The sequence below is a fragment of the Paludibaculum fermentans genome (assembly GCF_051172195.1).
Classification (GTDB): Bacteria; Acidobacteriota; Terriglobia; order Bryobacterales; family Bryobacteraceae; genus Paludibaculum; species Paludibaculum fermentans_A.
On record NZ_JBPJAQ010000004.1, the window covers coordinates 56092 to 71093 of the forward strand.

Consider the following 15002-nt stretch of genomic DNA (forward strand, 5'->3'; position numbering starts at 1 on the left):
CTACTGGACGTACCCCAGCGATTTCAACCGGTCGACCGCTTCCTGGCCCATCCCCAACTCCTGGTCGCCTGGCTTGACGTAGTTCTGCTGCCACGTCCTGAGCAACCTCTCCAACTGTGCCGCCTGCTCCGGCTTGCTGGCGATCAAGTCCCGCGTCTCGTTGGGATCGGCGGCCAGGTCGTACAACTCCCGCCGGCCTCTCGTCGTCAGCACCATCTTGAGCCCGCCCAGGTAAACGGCCCGCTCTACGTCGGCAAACCGCTCCTCCACGCCCCACTTCTGCCACAGCGCATACGACTCCGAATACACCGGCCGCGCTCCCAACTGATCAGCCTTGCGCAACGTGATGCCCGCCAGGCGCCGCGGCGCCGGCGCACCAATCACGTCGAGAACGGTCGGGAACAGGTCCACCAGGCTCACTGTCACATCCACGTCCTTGCGTGTGTGCTGCCCCGGATACTTCACAATCAGTGGCACGTGCACCTGGTCCTGGTACACCGAGACCCCGTGCTCCATCAGCGACCGTTCGCCGAAGACCTCGCCGTGATCCGCCGTGACGATGATGAGCGAGTTGTCGAAGAGCCCGTTTTCGCGCAGCATGCCGAACAGGCGGCCCAGTTCGTGGTCCGCATACGCAATGCCCGAATCGTAAGCAGCCACCAGTTCCCGCCGTTCCTCGGGTGTCACCGTCCGTTTCTCTTCGTCCACCAGTTTGACCATCTCGTAGAATTCGGTACTGGTCCACGCCTTCTTCGGACTCACAAACCGGTTTCTGAAAGGCGGCGGCGGGTTGTACGGCCAGTGCGCGTCCATCAGGTTCATGAAGAGAAACGCCGGCTGCCCCAACTTCCACTTGCCGAGCAGTGTCGCGGCCTCGTCCACCATCTTCGTGCCAGACACATACGGGAGATCCGCGCCTGTAATCCCCATCAACCGCAACCGGGTGGAGCGCAGCACGGAGGGCATCCGGCTATTCTCCAGAGCCACCGGAGTCGCCGGGACCCGGTATAAATCGAACCCGCGCCCGAACCCGATCTCAGGAGCCAGATACGCCCGGTTCGCCACGAGGGCGGCCGTCCGGTAACCATAATGTTGCAGGGTCTCGGCCAGAGTCGGAGCCGATCGCGGGATGTGCCCCAGGCGCACATCCGGATAGTCATACCGAACCCCGTGCCGCAACGCGTACAATCCGGTCATCATCGTCGCGTGGCTCGGCGCTGTCCAATCAGCAGCCGAAACCGCGGCCCGGAACACCGTCGCCTGCCTCGCAAACTCCTCCAATTGTGGGGTGGTCTGCCGCGGGTATCCGTACAGGTGCAAGTGATCCGCCCGGACCGTGTCCAGGGTAATAAGGATGACGTTTGGGTGGTGCGGCCGCGCACCGTCCGCGGGCGTACCCGGCAACGGTATGCGTGCGCGCGACCCGAATCCGAGTATGAGCGCAGCCGTGACAATGCACCCCGCCGCGGCCAGGGGAAACCGGTCGCCCCAGCCCGCGGGTTTCCCCCGAAAGAAAAGCCAGGACAAGGCGAGCACAGACAGAAACGCCAGTGATGAGAACGAGATCTGCACCACCGCATCGCCCTTCGGCAAAACGTAGAAATACATCCACGGCCGCAGCAGCACGGCCACGGTCAGTGTCACCGGATTCATCACGAACCATGTCCAGCGCGCCCAGCGGGCGTTCCAGCCGGCTATGAGTGCCACGGCTGCCAGAGCCACAGGCACGGCCAAGGCCAACACGGTGGGCACCAACCCTTGCGACCGTCGCGCCAGCACTAACCCGAACGCCGCCAGTACCGTGATCACGGCACTGCCCGTCATTCGCGCATCCGCCTCTTCCGTGTTCCTGGGCGGCACTACGAAAAACCAGATTCGAGCGCATAGCGCAGCCATAGGCGGACCGCACAGCAGCCAGAACGCCAGCGCCGCCACACCCACCAGCCAGTACTCCGTGAAGGGCACAGTGCCTTCCGGCCGCAGCCACTCAGCCACTGTATCGGCGAGCGCATACTCTACGGCGCCATAGAACGCCCAATACACCACGCCCCACCACCACGCTTTGCGCCAGTCGAACACCCGTGGATTCACCGCCTGTTCCATGCTAGAAAACCACTCCGAAGCGGCGCTTCAGCAGCAAAGCCGCAGGCATCGAGAGCAGCATCAGCGCCCAGAGCCAGTGAAGCGACCAGCCGAACACCTGAACCTCAGCCGCCGGGTACGCAATCTCTGCCCAGGCCGCCCTCGAATCCACCAGCCTGCTCTCGCCAGGATGCAGCCAGAGACTCATCGCCTCGGCGACCCGGCGAGCATCCACGGGTCTCCGCCGTCCGCCCGCTTCAATCCGCTTTTCCACCCGGCCCCAGGGGAACTCCGCGCGCAAGACTCCTGCACTCTCGCCGGACGCACGGATCCGCCACACCACGCTTTGTTCCGACTCCACTCGGACTGCCGGCGTTTCCACCTCAATCCCCGCTGGAGCCATCAACCGCGGCACGCCGGTTCCGGAATTCACCGGACCATTCAAATGCACCGTGAACAGAGCCGGTTCGCCGACCCGCAACGGACCTTGCCCGTAATACCGCTCCATCTGCGCCAGCAACGGCCACAACGCCACACTCGCACAGGCGATGGGCACTGCCATCCAGAACAGATACCGCGCATTCGCCAGCAAAAGCCGCCCCTGCGCTCCAAACACCAGCGCGGGCTCGTCCGAAAACAGCCGCATCTCCATCAGGTAGGCGCGCAGCAGCTTCTTGGAGCGTTCGATCCGCTTAGGACTCGACGTATGCCGGAAGACGAACAGCATCACCAGCGCGGCCAGCAGGGCTAGCGGCGTCATGCTCGCCCATAGCGGCAGCACGCCCGTCCATGCCACATAGGCATCGAAGAGGCGGCTCAAGCCGAGATTGATCCACTCCACCGCCATGCCGCCTTGTTAATCCAGGTAACCCAGGCCCTTCAGCTTTTTCGCGATCTCCTCGTCGGAGTCCGAGGCCTCGATGCGAGCCAGTTCGCGCTCCAGCACGTGCTCCACAAACTCCTGCACCGACGAGTAACCGCCCGCCTCGGCGCAGCGCTTCACCCGCTCCGCCAGGTCCTTCTTCAGCTTGATCGAGGTTGAAAACATAACAATTTCCTCAGTGTCTCAGAACACCGGATGGCCCGTCATTGCCGCCGGCACGGCTACTCCGAACTGCTTCAGGATCGTCACCGGGACGTCACGCAAATGCGGCTTTTCCAGCACCGGTTTGCGATTGGTGAACAGAACGCCCGGCACAAACTCCGGATCGATGCAATGATCCGCCAGCCAGGCCTCTTCATTCGGCACGATGATCTGCTCCGGCACCGCACCCAGCGCGGTCTGCCAGCTTGCGCGGTAGCCCGGCTCGTAACCCACTACCAGGTCCGGCGCGTAGCCCGGCAGCTTGCCCGTGGCCACCTGTGCGGCCGTATACACCGCGCGCACCACCTGGTGCCCGTCTAGCGGATCCCGCAGCGCCAGCAGTTTCTCGCGGATCTTTCCCAGCACCGCCTCGCTGTGCGCCCCAGGAGCAACGGCGCCATTCGGCTCACGCCCCGCCAGGTTCAGGTAAATCTCGTTCAGCCCCAATGCGTAGGCCTGCGTCCTCGACCAGTCCACGTTCGCGAACAACTCATCGTCTCCGCGAGGGCTTCCTTCGATCAACTGCAGCAAGCCTTCCCGCGCGAGCCAGGAATTGAGGTGAACCGCGCGATCGAACGTCGAGAAGCCATGGTCCGACATCACCACCAGCGTCCCCTCGCTGCCCAACTTCGCCATCGCCAGCCCGACTGCCTCATCGACTCGCCGGTAAATGCGCGCCAGTTCTTCGTCATACCGGCCCCACAGCACGTGCGCATGCTGGTCGACGCTCGAGAAGTAGTAGAACATGAGCCCGTCTTCATAGCGATCCAGTTCGTGGCGAAACAGCGTCATGCTATCCTCCATCACCTGGCCGGCCTGCTGCAGGAACTCCGCGTGGCTCAAAGAATGGGCTCGTAGCGCGGAAGTATCTTCGGCAATCCCCTGTGTGTAGAAAGGCCCTACTGACTGGGCCAGGGTTGCGCTGAATTGCTTCGGCGTCGAGATGGGCAGGGCAGGCTCTCTGGGATCCATATTCACCGGACTCAGGTACACCTCCAACGAGGGCTTCACTCGTCGCAGCAGGAGCCTTGCGATGCCGCGCGCCTTGGCAGCCGGCCCCAGCAGGGGGAACTCCAACCGGAACCACGGCGACCACTCGCCCGCGCGCAGCGCGAACCTCTGGCCGCCCACGGAAATCAACGCCGTATCCGTACCCTCATCGACATCCGCGGTGAACTGCGCGGCAGACATTGGATGACCTCGCCGGAAGCCGTTGACTGGCCCTTCCACCGTCAACACCGTGTGCCGGCCCTGCATCCGCAGGGGCACAATCCGGCCGCCCGGCACTATTCGTTCCATCGCCCCGGGCTCGGCCGTAAACGTCGTAAACGTCCCGTAGCCACCCTGCAAGTCCGGCGTACCCATGCCAGCCAGGCTCTCGCCGGGAAACTCCACCGGCGGAAAATTCACCGGCATGCGCAGGATCCGCGCCGGCACGCCCTGCGCGCTCAACAGGGTCCAGAACGCCGCACCCTGCCGCAGGCTGCGCACCTGCCCCGATTCCAGGGGCAGGATCCACGGACCCAGGGAGAATGTCCGCCGCGCCTCCACCACTTCCGCCATCGAAGAGTAGGGCGTGATCGTCGCCGCGTCACGGTGCACAAAGTCGAAGATTCCGTGTCCGCCCGGATCCAGGCCCGTAATGACAGCCGACCACGCCACCGGGCTCTGCGGAGGATTCGTCGTCGCCAGGCGCTGGAATCCGCCCTGCCGGCGTAACCGGTCCAGGTTCGGCAGCATGGCCCAGTGCTTCTCGACGAACACGGGATCCATGCCGTCGACACCCAGCACAATCATCCGCGGATGCTTCGCGCGCACCTCGGTCCGGCCACAGCCCCAAAGGCACAACACCAACAACAGCAGCCAGCCCAGCTTCATCCCTGCGCCTCGGGCACCGCACCAAATACCGCCGAGCCTTCCATCCAGGCCGGCTTCGCCACCCCGAAAAGATGCAGCGCCGTTGGAGCCATGTCCTCGATCCCGGGATCCATCGAGTCCACCGGCCTGTTCGAGAACAACACACCCGGCACCAGCACCGGATCAATGCAGTGATCCCCGCTCCATGCTTTGGTATTGTCCGTGAAGATGGCTTCGCTGGTCTTGCCCAGCGCGGCATCCCACGAACTGCGGTAGCCGTCGCTGAAGCCAACAATCAGATCGGGAGCGGCATTCAGGTACGGCCCTTTGTAGATCTTGCCCGCCGTATAAACCTGCTGGATCGCCACCGTCCCATCGGCCGGATCGCAAAGCCCGCGCAACTTCTCCGTCAATTCCCGGCATAGCTCCGCCGTCTCTGAACCGCGTTCGACGATGCCATTCGACTCTCGCCCTTTCTGGTTCACATACACGCCGGCCAACCCAAACGTATAGGCCCGTGTCCTGCTCCAGTCAATGCCGCGCAGATACGCGCCATCACCCTCATAGCCCGGTTGCATCGCCAGGTAGCCGTTGTCGCGCAGCCAGGCATTCAGGTTCACCCCTCGGCGGAATGCCCGAAACCCGTGATCCGACAACACGAAGATGGCGGTCTTGTCATCGACATAGCGCATCGCCCGGCCCACAAGCGCGTCCATGCGCTGGTAGAGCTGTTCAATCACAGCGGTGTGGCGCCCGGCCGGCAGCCGGCCATCCAGATGGCGGAAGAACATGTGCTGCACTCGGTCGCTCGTGTCGAAGACGCAGGCGACGACGCCGCGCTTTGTGCGCTCCAGCGCATTAAAGAACATCGCTTCGCGCTCTTCCTGAATCGAGTACGCCTGCGAGAGAAACGCATCCTCATCGATCACGCCTTCATTCAGCGCCCACGTATCCTCGGCCATACCGACAGTCGCGTAGCTCCCCAGAAGCTTGGCAAGATAGGTCGCGTAGTAGCTGGGGTGCGAGATCGGCAATGCCGGATTCTCGGGATCGATGTTGATTGGAGTCACGTAAAGGCTGAACTCCGGCGCGGTCTCGGTGATCATGACGCGCGCAATGCCGCGAACCTTTACGCCCAGCGCCGCCGGAAACGCCAACTGCAACCAGGGCGAATACTCCTGCGGCTTCAGGACATGTTTCTGCCCGTCGATCTCCAACTCAAACACGCCGCCGCTGGGTCGCAGCTCGAAGGGCAATTGCATTGCTGCTCCACCCTCCACCAGCGAATTCTCCGGACCTCGCAGAATGCCGCGCCAACCTGTACCGGCGCGCTCCAGCGGATACCGCGTGCCGCTTTCGTATGTGGCGCTGGCCACCCGCGTCGTGAACTGCGTGAAACTCCCTTGGGTGCCCAGCAAGTCCGGGGTGCACATGGCGGACAGCAGGCGCCCGTTGAACTCCTCAGGCGGGAACGTGATGGGCACGCGCAGTATTGTCGACCCGATGCCGTGCTCGCCCAGGATCTTCCAGAAGGTCTGGCTCTTGCGGCGCATCTCCACCATTGGATTGGACAGCGGAATGCGAAACCGGCCCAATTTCAGGACCCTGGTTGCCCCGGACACCCGCGAACTCGACAGTTCCGGGAGGTAAGACTTCAGGTTGCGGTTCAGAAAATCGAAGATGTTGTGCCGCGCCGGATTCACGCCCGTCGCGAAGGTCGACCACGCCACAGGCGAAAGCGAAGGGAAGGTGGTCCGCAACCGCCGGTAGCTGCCCTTATCGCGCAAGGCCGCCAGGTTCGGCAGCTTGCCCTCGGCCATAAACCGCTCAGTCAGTACTGGATCCAGCCCATCCAAACCCAGGAAGATCAGCTTGCGGACCTGCGCCTTGCGATAGCCCTGTTTCCTGCGGATGAAGCTCCACACCAGTCGCACAGGCCAGGCCACCAGCGAGAGCGCCGTCAGGAAGAAGGCCGAGATCATCGCCAGCAACGAGCCCATGAAGGCAAAGCCCGCCCCCGGCCCTACATAGGAGAGTTGCAGTCCGTCCCGCCCGGCCGGGGGGACCAGCATCGCGGCCACGGCCACAGCCAACAGGGTCCAGGTTGCGACAGAACTTCCGAGCCTGCTGGCCGGCGCCGGGGTCTTCCCGCGCCGCCTCCTCATCTCAGCTTGCCCTCGACAAACGGCACTTCGAACACCTTCTCATGGCAGATCGGGCCGTGGCCAAAGTAGCCATCCTCACCAAACAACTCGCCATGATCCGCCGTGATCGTCACATAGGTGTTCTTCGGCAGCAGGTCGAACATCTCTTCCACGACGTTGTCGATATACTTTACGGTCTTGATCTGCCGCGCATGCAGTTCCGCCAGCTTCTTGTCATCGAAGAACTTATCCTTCTTCTTCAATAGCTTGCCGCCCACAACTTCGTCATCCAGGTGCTTGAAGACGCCATGGACGCCCGAGATGCGCGGCCACTCGTCCGGCGGTTCGTGCGGCAGCGCATAAGGATAGTGCGTCTCCCCGACGTTCAGGATGTAGAAAGTGGGCTGTTCTTCGCTGAACCGCAGCTCATGCACCATCGCGCGCATGTCGTTGTGCTTCTCCATCAGCCGGTAACTGTCGAAACCCGTATTCAGCGGGGTCTTCGGATTCAGCACCGGCAGCGACACCATCGCGTGTGTCTTGTAACCTAAGGAATCCTTCAGGAAGGTGGGCAGATTCAGCCGGGGCACCAGCGAACGAAAGGAAATGTCATCGGCGCCCAGCCGCTCGTTGTAGCGGAGAATATCGTGTTTGTAATACTCCGAAGCGTACACATGCTTCGGGTTCGTGTGTGGCAGCAACCCCATCAACAGGTTGTAGTGGGACGGCGACGTCCAGGAAGCATACGACCACCGCTTCTCCAGCTTGCCAAGGCTCCGCATTACCTTCGGCCGCGCGCGGACGAACGAGTCGTAGCGGCAGCTATCCAGAATAATCAGCAGGTAGTTATTGTGGGCCTTCCGGGCCGTGGGGGACTGCGCCATCTCAGGCAATGATAACATCCGCCCTGAACGCGGCCCGCCCGGGACGAACAGGACATGCTGATCCGATTGTGATATATACTCTCCAGCCCGCAATTGAGTTCCGTGTCGACCGGAGGTATCCGCCATGTCCAGTGCGGTTAAAGCTCTCACCCCACTCTTCCTCTCCCTCGTCGCCGCCAGCCTCGCCCAAGGTCCGGCCCCGTCCATCACCGATCCCCTGGAGCAGGGCTTCCAGACACCACCCGATTCCGCCAAGCCCCGCGTCTGGTGGCACTGGATGAACGGCAACATCACGAAACCAGGGATCCAGGCCGACCTCGAGTGGATGAAGCGCAGTGGCATCGGCGGCTTCCAGAACTTCGACGCTGCCTTCTCCACGCCTCAAATCGTCGACAAGCGCCTCGTCTACATGACTCCGGAATGGAAGGACGCCTTCCGCTTCACCACAAACCTGGCCGACAAACTCGGCCTCGAAATGGCCATCGCCGGATCCCCCGGCTGGAGCGAAAGCGGCGGACCCTGGGTCCAGCCCGCCCAGGCCATGAAGAAATACGTCTGGAGCGAAACCATCATCGAGGGCGGCCACGCCTTTACCGGAAAACTCCCCCACCCGCCGACGGTCTCCGGCCCTTACCAGAACATGCCCCGTGCCCTAGGTGGCGGCCTCCAGTTGAATACCGAAGCCCCCAAGCTGCCCGAGCACTATGCCGACAGCGCGGTCGTCGCCTTCCGCCTGCCGGCCTCCGATGTGCTGCTCGCCGAACTTCAGCCCAAGGTCACCTCCAGCGGCGGCCAGTTCGACCTCACCACCCTCACTGACGGCGACCTCGCCAAGGACGTCGAACTCCCGCTGGCCCCTGTCGGTGAACACGCCTGGGTCCAGTTCGAGTTCGCACAGCCCCAGGCCGTCCGCGCCCTCACTCTCGTCCTCCACTCCGCCGCCCGCAACCCGTTCGGCGAAATGGCCTCCGACACAGGCCTGAACCTCGAATCCAGTTCCGACGGCCGCCAGTTCACCCGCGTCGCCTCCATTCCGCTCAGCCGCTCCGTCGCCAATACCATCTCGTTCCAGCCCGCCACCGCGAAGTTCTTCCGCGTCACCTTCCTGACGCCGAAACCAGCGCCCCGCGGCCAGGGCATGAACATCCCCGGCATGCGGGCCCAGCGCGCACCCACCGCCCACCGCATCGCCGAACTCGTCCTCCACCCCGGAGCCCGCGTCAACCGCTTCCAGGAGAAGGCCGCCTTCTCCACCGTACCGACGCTCTACCAACTGGCGACCTCCGCCGTCGCCTCACAGGATGCCATCGCCAAGACCGATGTCGTCGACCTAACGTCCAAAATGAGCGCAGACGGCACCCTCACCTGGACCCCGCCCGCCGGCCGCTGGATGGTGGTCCGCCTCGGCTACTCCCTCCTCGGGGTCAACAACCACCCCGCCTCCCCTGAAGCCACCGGTCTCGAGGTCGACAAACTCAACCGCAACTTCGTCAAAGCCTACGCCGAGAACTACCTCGACCAGTACAAGGACGCCACCGGCGGCCTCATGGGTAAGCGCGGCCTGCAGTACGTCATTATTGACAGCTACGAAGCCGGCGCCCAGAACTGGACCGACGAGATCCTTGCCGAATTCGCCAAACGACGCGGCTACGACCCGCACCCCTGGCTCCCCGTCCTCACCGGTCGCATCGTGGAGAGCGCAGCCGCCTCGGACAGCTTCCTGTGGGACTTCCGCAAGACCATCGGCGACCTCATGGCCGACTACCACTACGACCAGTTCACCGCCTCCCTCAAAGCGCGCGGTATGGGCCGCTACACGGAAGCACACGAAAATGGCCGCGCGTTCATCGGAGACGGCATGGACATGAAACGCCATGCCGACGTCCCCATGAGCGCCATGTGGACACCCCGCCCGGGCCAGACAGGCGAGTCCTTCGGCTACAACGCCGACATCCGCGAGTCCGCCTCCGTAGCCCACATCTACGGCCAGAATTTGGCTGCGGCTGAGTCCCTGACGGCCATAGGCTCCGCCTGGGCCTGGTCGCCCGAGAAACTCAAGCCCACCGCCGACAAGGAACTCGCCAACGGCTTGAACCGCTTCGTCATCCACACCTCCGTCCATCAACCCGTCAATGACAAGATCCCCGGCCTCGGCCTCGGTCCCTTTGGCCAATGGTTCACGCGTCACGAAACCTGGGCCGAGATGGCCAAACCCTGGACCACCTATCTCGCCCGCAGTTCCTATATGCTGCAGCAGGGCAAGTTCGCCGCGGACGTGGCCTACTTCTACGGCGAGGACTCCAACATCACCGCACTGTTCAGCAACAAGGCTCCCGATATTCCCGGCGGCTTCAACTTCGACTACTTCAGCCCCAATGCCTTGCTCACCCAACTCTCCTTCACCAACGGTCGTCTGACCACCGCCAGCGGAATGAGCTATCGCGTTCTGGCGCTCGACCCCAACAGCACCCACATGTCCCTGCCCGTCCTGCGCAGAATCCGTGACCTGGTCAATGCCGGAGCCAGCGTCGTCGGCCCCAAGCCTGTCTCCAGCCCAAGCCTCAGCGACAATGCGGCCGAGTTCCAGAACCTGGTGGAACAGCTCTGGGGGCCGGGCTCAGGAGAACACGCAGTCGGGAAGGGCAAGGTCTACGGTGGCCAGTCCGTCGCCGCCGCCCTGGAAGCCCTGAAGGTTACCCCCGACTTCGAGTACACCAAGCCCCAGGCCGACACGAATCTGCTGTTCGTCCATCGCCGGATGGCGAGCGGCGAAATCTACTGGATAAACAACCGCAACAACCGTGTCGAAACCCTGGATGCCAGTTTCCGCGTGGAAGGCAAGGCCGCCGAGATCTGGAACCCCGTGACCGGCTCTATAACCCCGGCCTCCTACACCATCGCCGCCGGACGCACCACCGTCCCCCTCCGCCTGGAGCCCAACGACGCCGTCTTCATCGTCTTCCGCAAAGCCGCGGCCACCCCGGCCCGGACCTTGCCCAAGCTGGCCGAAACAAACCTCGCCGCCATCGAGGGCCCCTGGACCATCGCCTTCCAGCCCGGCCGCGGCGCCCCCGCCAACCTCACACTGGACCGCCTCGCCTCCTGGACTGAGAATTCCGATCCCGGCGTGAAGTACTTCTCCGGCACGGCTACCTACTCCCAGACTTTCCAGGCCCAGAACACCTGGCAACAGAAGGGTGCCCACCTCTGGCTTGACCTCGGCAACGTTCAGAATCTCGCCGAAGTCACCCTGAACGGGAAATCGCTTGGCATCGTCTGGAAGACACCCTTCCGTGTCGATATCACCACGGCACTCAAACCCGGAGCCAACATCCTCGAAGTGAAGGTCGCCAACCTGTGGGTCAATCGCCTCATCGGCGACCAGCAGGCCGGCGCACAGAAGATCACCTACACCACGCAGGTTTTCTATCCCGCCGACGCACCGCTGCTCCCCTCCGGACTGCTCGGCCCAGTCAGGATTGTGAGTCAGTCACCCGAGTAGCCGGCCCCGACCGGATGCTCCTGTTCACACATCTCTACAAACAGGACCACCCTGAGACTCCGCCTCTGACGTGAACCTCCATTCATGCCCGATAATACGTAGGATGGAGTACCGCACCGACCGCCGCCTGACCCCCGACGAGTACATTGAGTTGCTCAACGCCTCCACCTTAGGCGAGCGGCGTCCCGTCGCCAACCTCGACACCATCCGGCAGATGCTCGACCACGCCAACCTCCTCGTCACCGCCTGGGAGGGAGACACCCTGACGGGCGCCGCCCGCTGCTTCACTGATTTCGCCTACGTCACCTATTGCAGCGACCTGTGCGTTCGGGAGTCCCTCCAGCGCCAGGGCATCGGCAAGGAACTGCTCCGTAAGGTCCACGAGGCCGCTCCCTGCCGCATCGTCCTGCTGGCCGCGCCCAAGGCCGTCGAGTACTACCCCCACATCGGCTTCACCCAGCACAACTCCGCCTGGCTGCTTGATCCTGGGGGTCTCCGCTAACATGGGATTCGCTCTCTGGATCGAAGAGAATCAGGCGGTCGCCCAGGGCACGCACGAATACCGGCCCATGGGCGCCGCAGTCATCGCCGCCGGCTGCGTGTTCACTGCTCGCGACTTCAACCGCCGACGCCAGGCGCCCAATCGTTACGATCCGCGCTTCGCCGGACTCTTCGCCTCCCTGGGCGAAATGAACGACTGGCTCAAAAAACGCGCCCGCCGCCAAGGCCGGTCACAGCATTTCAAAATAAATCTGAAAAAGTCCGTAACTTCTTCTATCCCGCCGTTTTAGCTGCCAATCGGACGGCGCTCCAGGCTCTCCTAAGGGCCCGTTTCTTTGGGTCTCAGGGCGTAGACTCAAGACGGCTCAGCACAACGCGCCTCCCGCTCGCGAGGCGCAACCCCACCAGGAGAATCCCATGGAACCGAATACCACCCTTGCGCCTCAGGGCGCTGAAGGGGCCGCCCCCGCGTGCCCCACTCTCGCCAGCGCCGTCCTCAACGGCCAGATCGTCACCGTCCAGGCACCGGCGCCGCTCGCCCCCCACGCCTACCTGCGGCCCCTCAACCAGATCGCGGCCCCCGGCCAGTGCCCGCCCGGCGTGATCCTCACCACCACGTCCAGTATCAACCTGCAACTTCAGTCGCCGAGCCCCTTCGGATTCCACTTTCACTGGCTCCGCGAGGCGGTCCGGGGCGTTCTCCAGGGCACCACAGGACTCTGCCTGGACGCCACCGGCGACGCACTTCTCGCCGCCACCTTATCCGGCACCTATACGGCTACACTCACTCGCGACGACCATGGCACTGAACCCTGGCTTCGCCTGACCCTGGCCCAAGCCGCGGAATCCACCCTCCAGTGCTCTGCCAAAGCCAGCATTACCGCCAACATCGACACGGTCCTGCCCGCAACGAGCGACGAACTCCTGAAGGCCATCCTCGGCATCCATTCCCTGCAGTGGTTGCGCGGAACCCTGGCCCAAATTGGCAGCGTCCGCTGGAAAAGGATCGCCGAAGAGTGCGGAGCTGCCGGTTCCGCCCTGGAGGCCCTCTTCGAAGCATTCCAGCAGTTCGGCGCCCGAGCTGAATCAGTGCTCTGGAAAGCTGCCGCGGAACCAGCCAGCCTCTCGGAACTGCTCTCCTGGAGCTATTCCATCACCAACGACTGCCCGAACTTGGCCGCGTTTCGGGACCGCCTCCATCAATATCTCGATCGGGACCCCGCCTTTGCCAGCTCCATAGCCGCGCAGTGGATCGAGTCCGTTGCGGGCTGCAACCTGGTCCAGATCACCAATGACGACACCTGGGACCGCCTCCACAAAGCTGCTGCCCTGCTGGACCGGCTTACCAACACGGACAAGCTCATGCGGGATGCCCCGGCCATCCTCGCACTACTCCGCCGCCTGCCCGTGATGGCCGCGCAGGAACTCGATCCCCTTACCCCTGATTCCTGGGCCTTGCCGCGCCTGCAACAACTGCTCGGCGTCGGCCTCAGCCCCCAAACCCTGCTCGATCGCGCAGTGGACTGGCTCCCCCTTCGTAACCGCATCTACCAGGCCGCCAAGGAGGCTCTCCAAAAGCAGTTGCCGGCTGAGCTCTCACTGCTGCTCGAATCCTCAACCGGAGGCACCGCCCTGGTAGACGCCAGCTTTTCAATGACCACCTCTGGCCTCGAACAACTGCACCGGGTACTCAACGGTGACCTGGCCGCGCTCTACGGGACAGCCGCACCCGGTGTTCAATTGCGCCATGGACTGCTGACCCACCACGTCCGGCGCACCCGGCACATCGAGCTTCACCTGCCCTTCCTCGATGCCCGTTCCTGGCGCAGCGGCGTCAGCGCCTTGGCAACTGGCGAGGTCCTGTGCGACGCTGCCGGCCGCCTGATCACCTGGTACTCCACCGCCCGCGACTTCCATCAGCTGTCCAATGAACTCCACAGCAACATGGTCTTCGCGACAGCCTTCTCCTCCCGCGACTCCGGCCCCATCAACGACAACTTCAACCTGACGTTTGAGGACACCCGCAAGGTGAGCGCCGCGGGCCATCACGAAGCGTGGTTTCGTGTCCTTCAGGCTTATGGCATCAGCCGCCCCGAACTCCCAAACGAACCCACCCAGGCCACGCTCACCCTCACATTGCCCGGACGCTTCGCTGGCTTCTGGGCGACGGCCCCCCACTCCCGCGACGAGCAGTACATCCCAACCATGTGCCGCATCTCGCGAGCCATGCAGTCCGCCGTCCGCTATTGGCTGCCCACGCTCTACTTCGCCGACCTCCAGCGCTTCCGCACGCCCGCCGCGGCCTTTCCGCTGCTGGCTTACCAGTACTCCGCCCCCTACACGGACGTGAAGGCCCACCGCCTCTCCTACGACTTCATGAGCTCGGAGATGCTCATCAAGGCCCTGAATTCGGCCATCCCGGGCCTCAGGCAAGCCTTGCCGGAACTCCAGAACGCTCTGGCGGCCGCGGGCATGCAGGATCTGGCTTCCACCTACAACCCTAAGAACGTCGCGCGCATCATCGCCCAGGTACAGGTGCAGCGTCACAATTTCAACGCCCTGCTGGCGGCTGACACCTACTTCATCGAGGAGATGGTCCGCCTGGCGGATATGACCTGCGAGTTGCGAGCACTCTACACCTACAAACCCGCAGTGGCGATCCATAATCTCACTCGCTATAGCGGGGACCTGGTGAAAGCCCTGCACAGCCATTTGCGGCGCCTCTATGCGGGCAGTGACTTCGTAGCACTTGGTTCACTGCTGCTGATTGCCGCGACTTCGGCGTTAGCCGGAGGCAGCAAGGGCCCGATCCCCATCAGCGCAACCCTGAAACTGGAGCATCCGGAAGGCATTCGTGTCTATACCAACGAAGCCGTGCTGGTGCGCTCTGGCGAAGGGATAACTACCCCTGCGCCGAAATAGAGATGCTGAAATCTCCGGTTCGCCCG

At 63.4% G+C, this 15002-nt stretch carries 10 protein-coding genes; 4 read left to right on the forward strand and 6 right to left on the reverse strand.

Annotated features, from left to right (window positions below; translation table 11 throughout):
• The 6 genes from ACR9Y2_RS37035 to ACR9Y2_RS37060 are packed head-to-tail and all read right to left on the reverse strand — an operon-like array spanning position 1 to position 8051.
• Positions 1 to 2103 carry a sulfatase gene (locus ACR9Y2_RS37035; protein ID WP_435046952.1) on the reverse strand — a complete coding sequence of 701 codons (2103 nt, stop codon included), beginning with the start codon at positions 2101 to 2103 and terminating at the stop codon, positions 1 to 3.
• A 1-nt stretch (position 2104) separates the two neighbouring features.
• Positions 2105 to 2929 (reverse strand): hypothetical protein, encoded by an 825-nt coding sequence (locus tag ACR9Y2_RS37040; protein ID WP_435046953.1) that lies wholly within the window; start codon positions 2927 to 2929, stop codon positions 2105 to 2107.
• A 9-nt stretch (positions 2930 to 2938) separates the two neighbouring features.
• Positions 2939 to 3130 carry a ribbon-helix-helix protein, CopG family gene (locus ACR9Y2_RS37045; RefSeq protein WP_435046954.1) on the reverse strand — a complete coding sequence of 64 codons (192 nt, stop codon included), beginning with the start codon at positions 3128 to 3130 and terminating at the stop codon, positions 2939 to 2941.
• Positions 3131 to 3148: 18 nt separating this feature from the next.
• On the reverse strand, positions 3149 to 5044 hold the full coding sequence (locus ACR9Y2_RS37050) for an alkaline phosphatase family protein (protein ID WP_435046955.1): 1896 nt from the start codon (positions 5042 to 5044) through the stop codon (positions 3149 to 3151).
• Positions 5041 to 7188, reverse strand: coding sequence for an alkaline phosphatase family protein (locus tag ACR9Y2_RS37055; RefSeq protein WP_435046956.1), 2148 nt, complete (start codon positions 7186 to 7188; stop codon positions 5041 to 5043). The genes ACR9Y2_RS37050 and ACR9Y2_RS37055 overlap by 4 nt, the downstream gene beginning before the upstream one ends.
• Positions 7185 to 8051, reverse strand: coding sequence for a sulfatase-like hydrolase/transferase (locus ACR9Y2_RS37060; RefSeq protein WP_435046957.1), 867 nt, complete (start codon positions 8049 to 8051; stop codon positions 7185 to 7187). The genes ACR9Y2_RS37055 and ACR9Y2_RS37060 overlap by 4 nt, the downstream gene beginning before the upstream one ends.
• Before the next feature lie 124 nt (positions 8052 to 8175).
• Between ACR9Y2_RS37060 and ACR9Y2_RS37065 the strand changes: the two genes are divergently transcribed.
• The 4 genes from ACR9Y2_RS37065 (at position 8176) to ACR9Y2_RS37080 (ending at position 14976) form a co-directional block, all read left to right on the forward strand.
• Entirely contained in the window at positions 8176 to 11553 is a 3378-nt protein-coding gene (locus ACR9Y2_RS37065) for a glycosyl hydrolase (protein WP_435046958.1), read from the forward strand.
• 103 nt (positions 11554 to 11656) lie between these two features.
• Positions 11657 to 12055 carry a GNAT family N-acetyltransferase gene (locus tag ACR9Y2_RS37070; protein ID WP_435046959.1) on the forward strand — a complete coding sequence of 133 codons (399 nt, stop codon included), beginning with the start codon at positions 11657 to 11659 and terminating at the stop codon, positions 12053 to 12055.
• A 1-nt stretch (position 12056) separates the two neighbouring features.
• Entirely contained in the window at positions 12057 to 12344 is a 288-nt protein-coding gene (locus ACR9Y2_RS37075) for a hypothetical protein (protein ID WP_435046960.1), read from the forward strand.
• Positions 12345 to 12471: 127 nt separating this feature from the next.
• Positions 12472 to 14976, forward strand: a complete 2505-nt coding sequence (locus ACR9Y2_RS37080) for a hypothetical protein (RefSeq protein WP_435046961.1) — start codon at positions 12472 to 12474, stop codon at positions 14974 to 14976.
• Positions 14977 to 15002 lie beyond the last annotated feature (26 nt).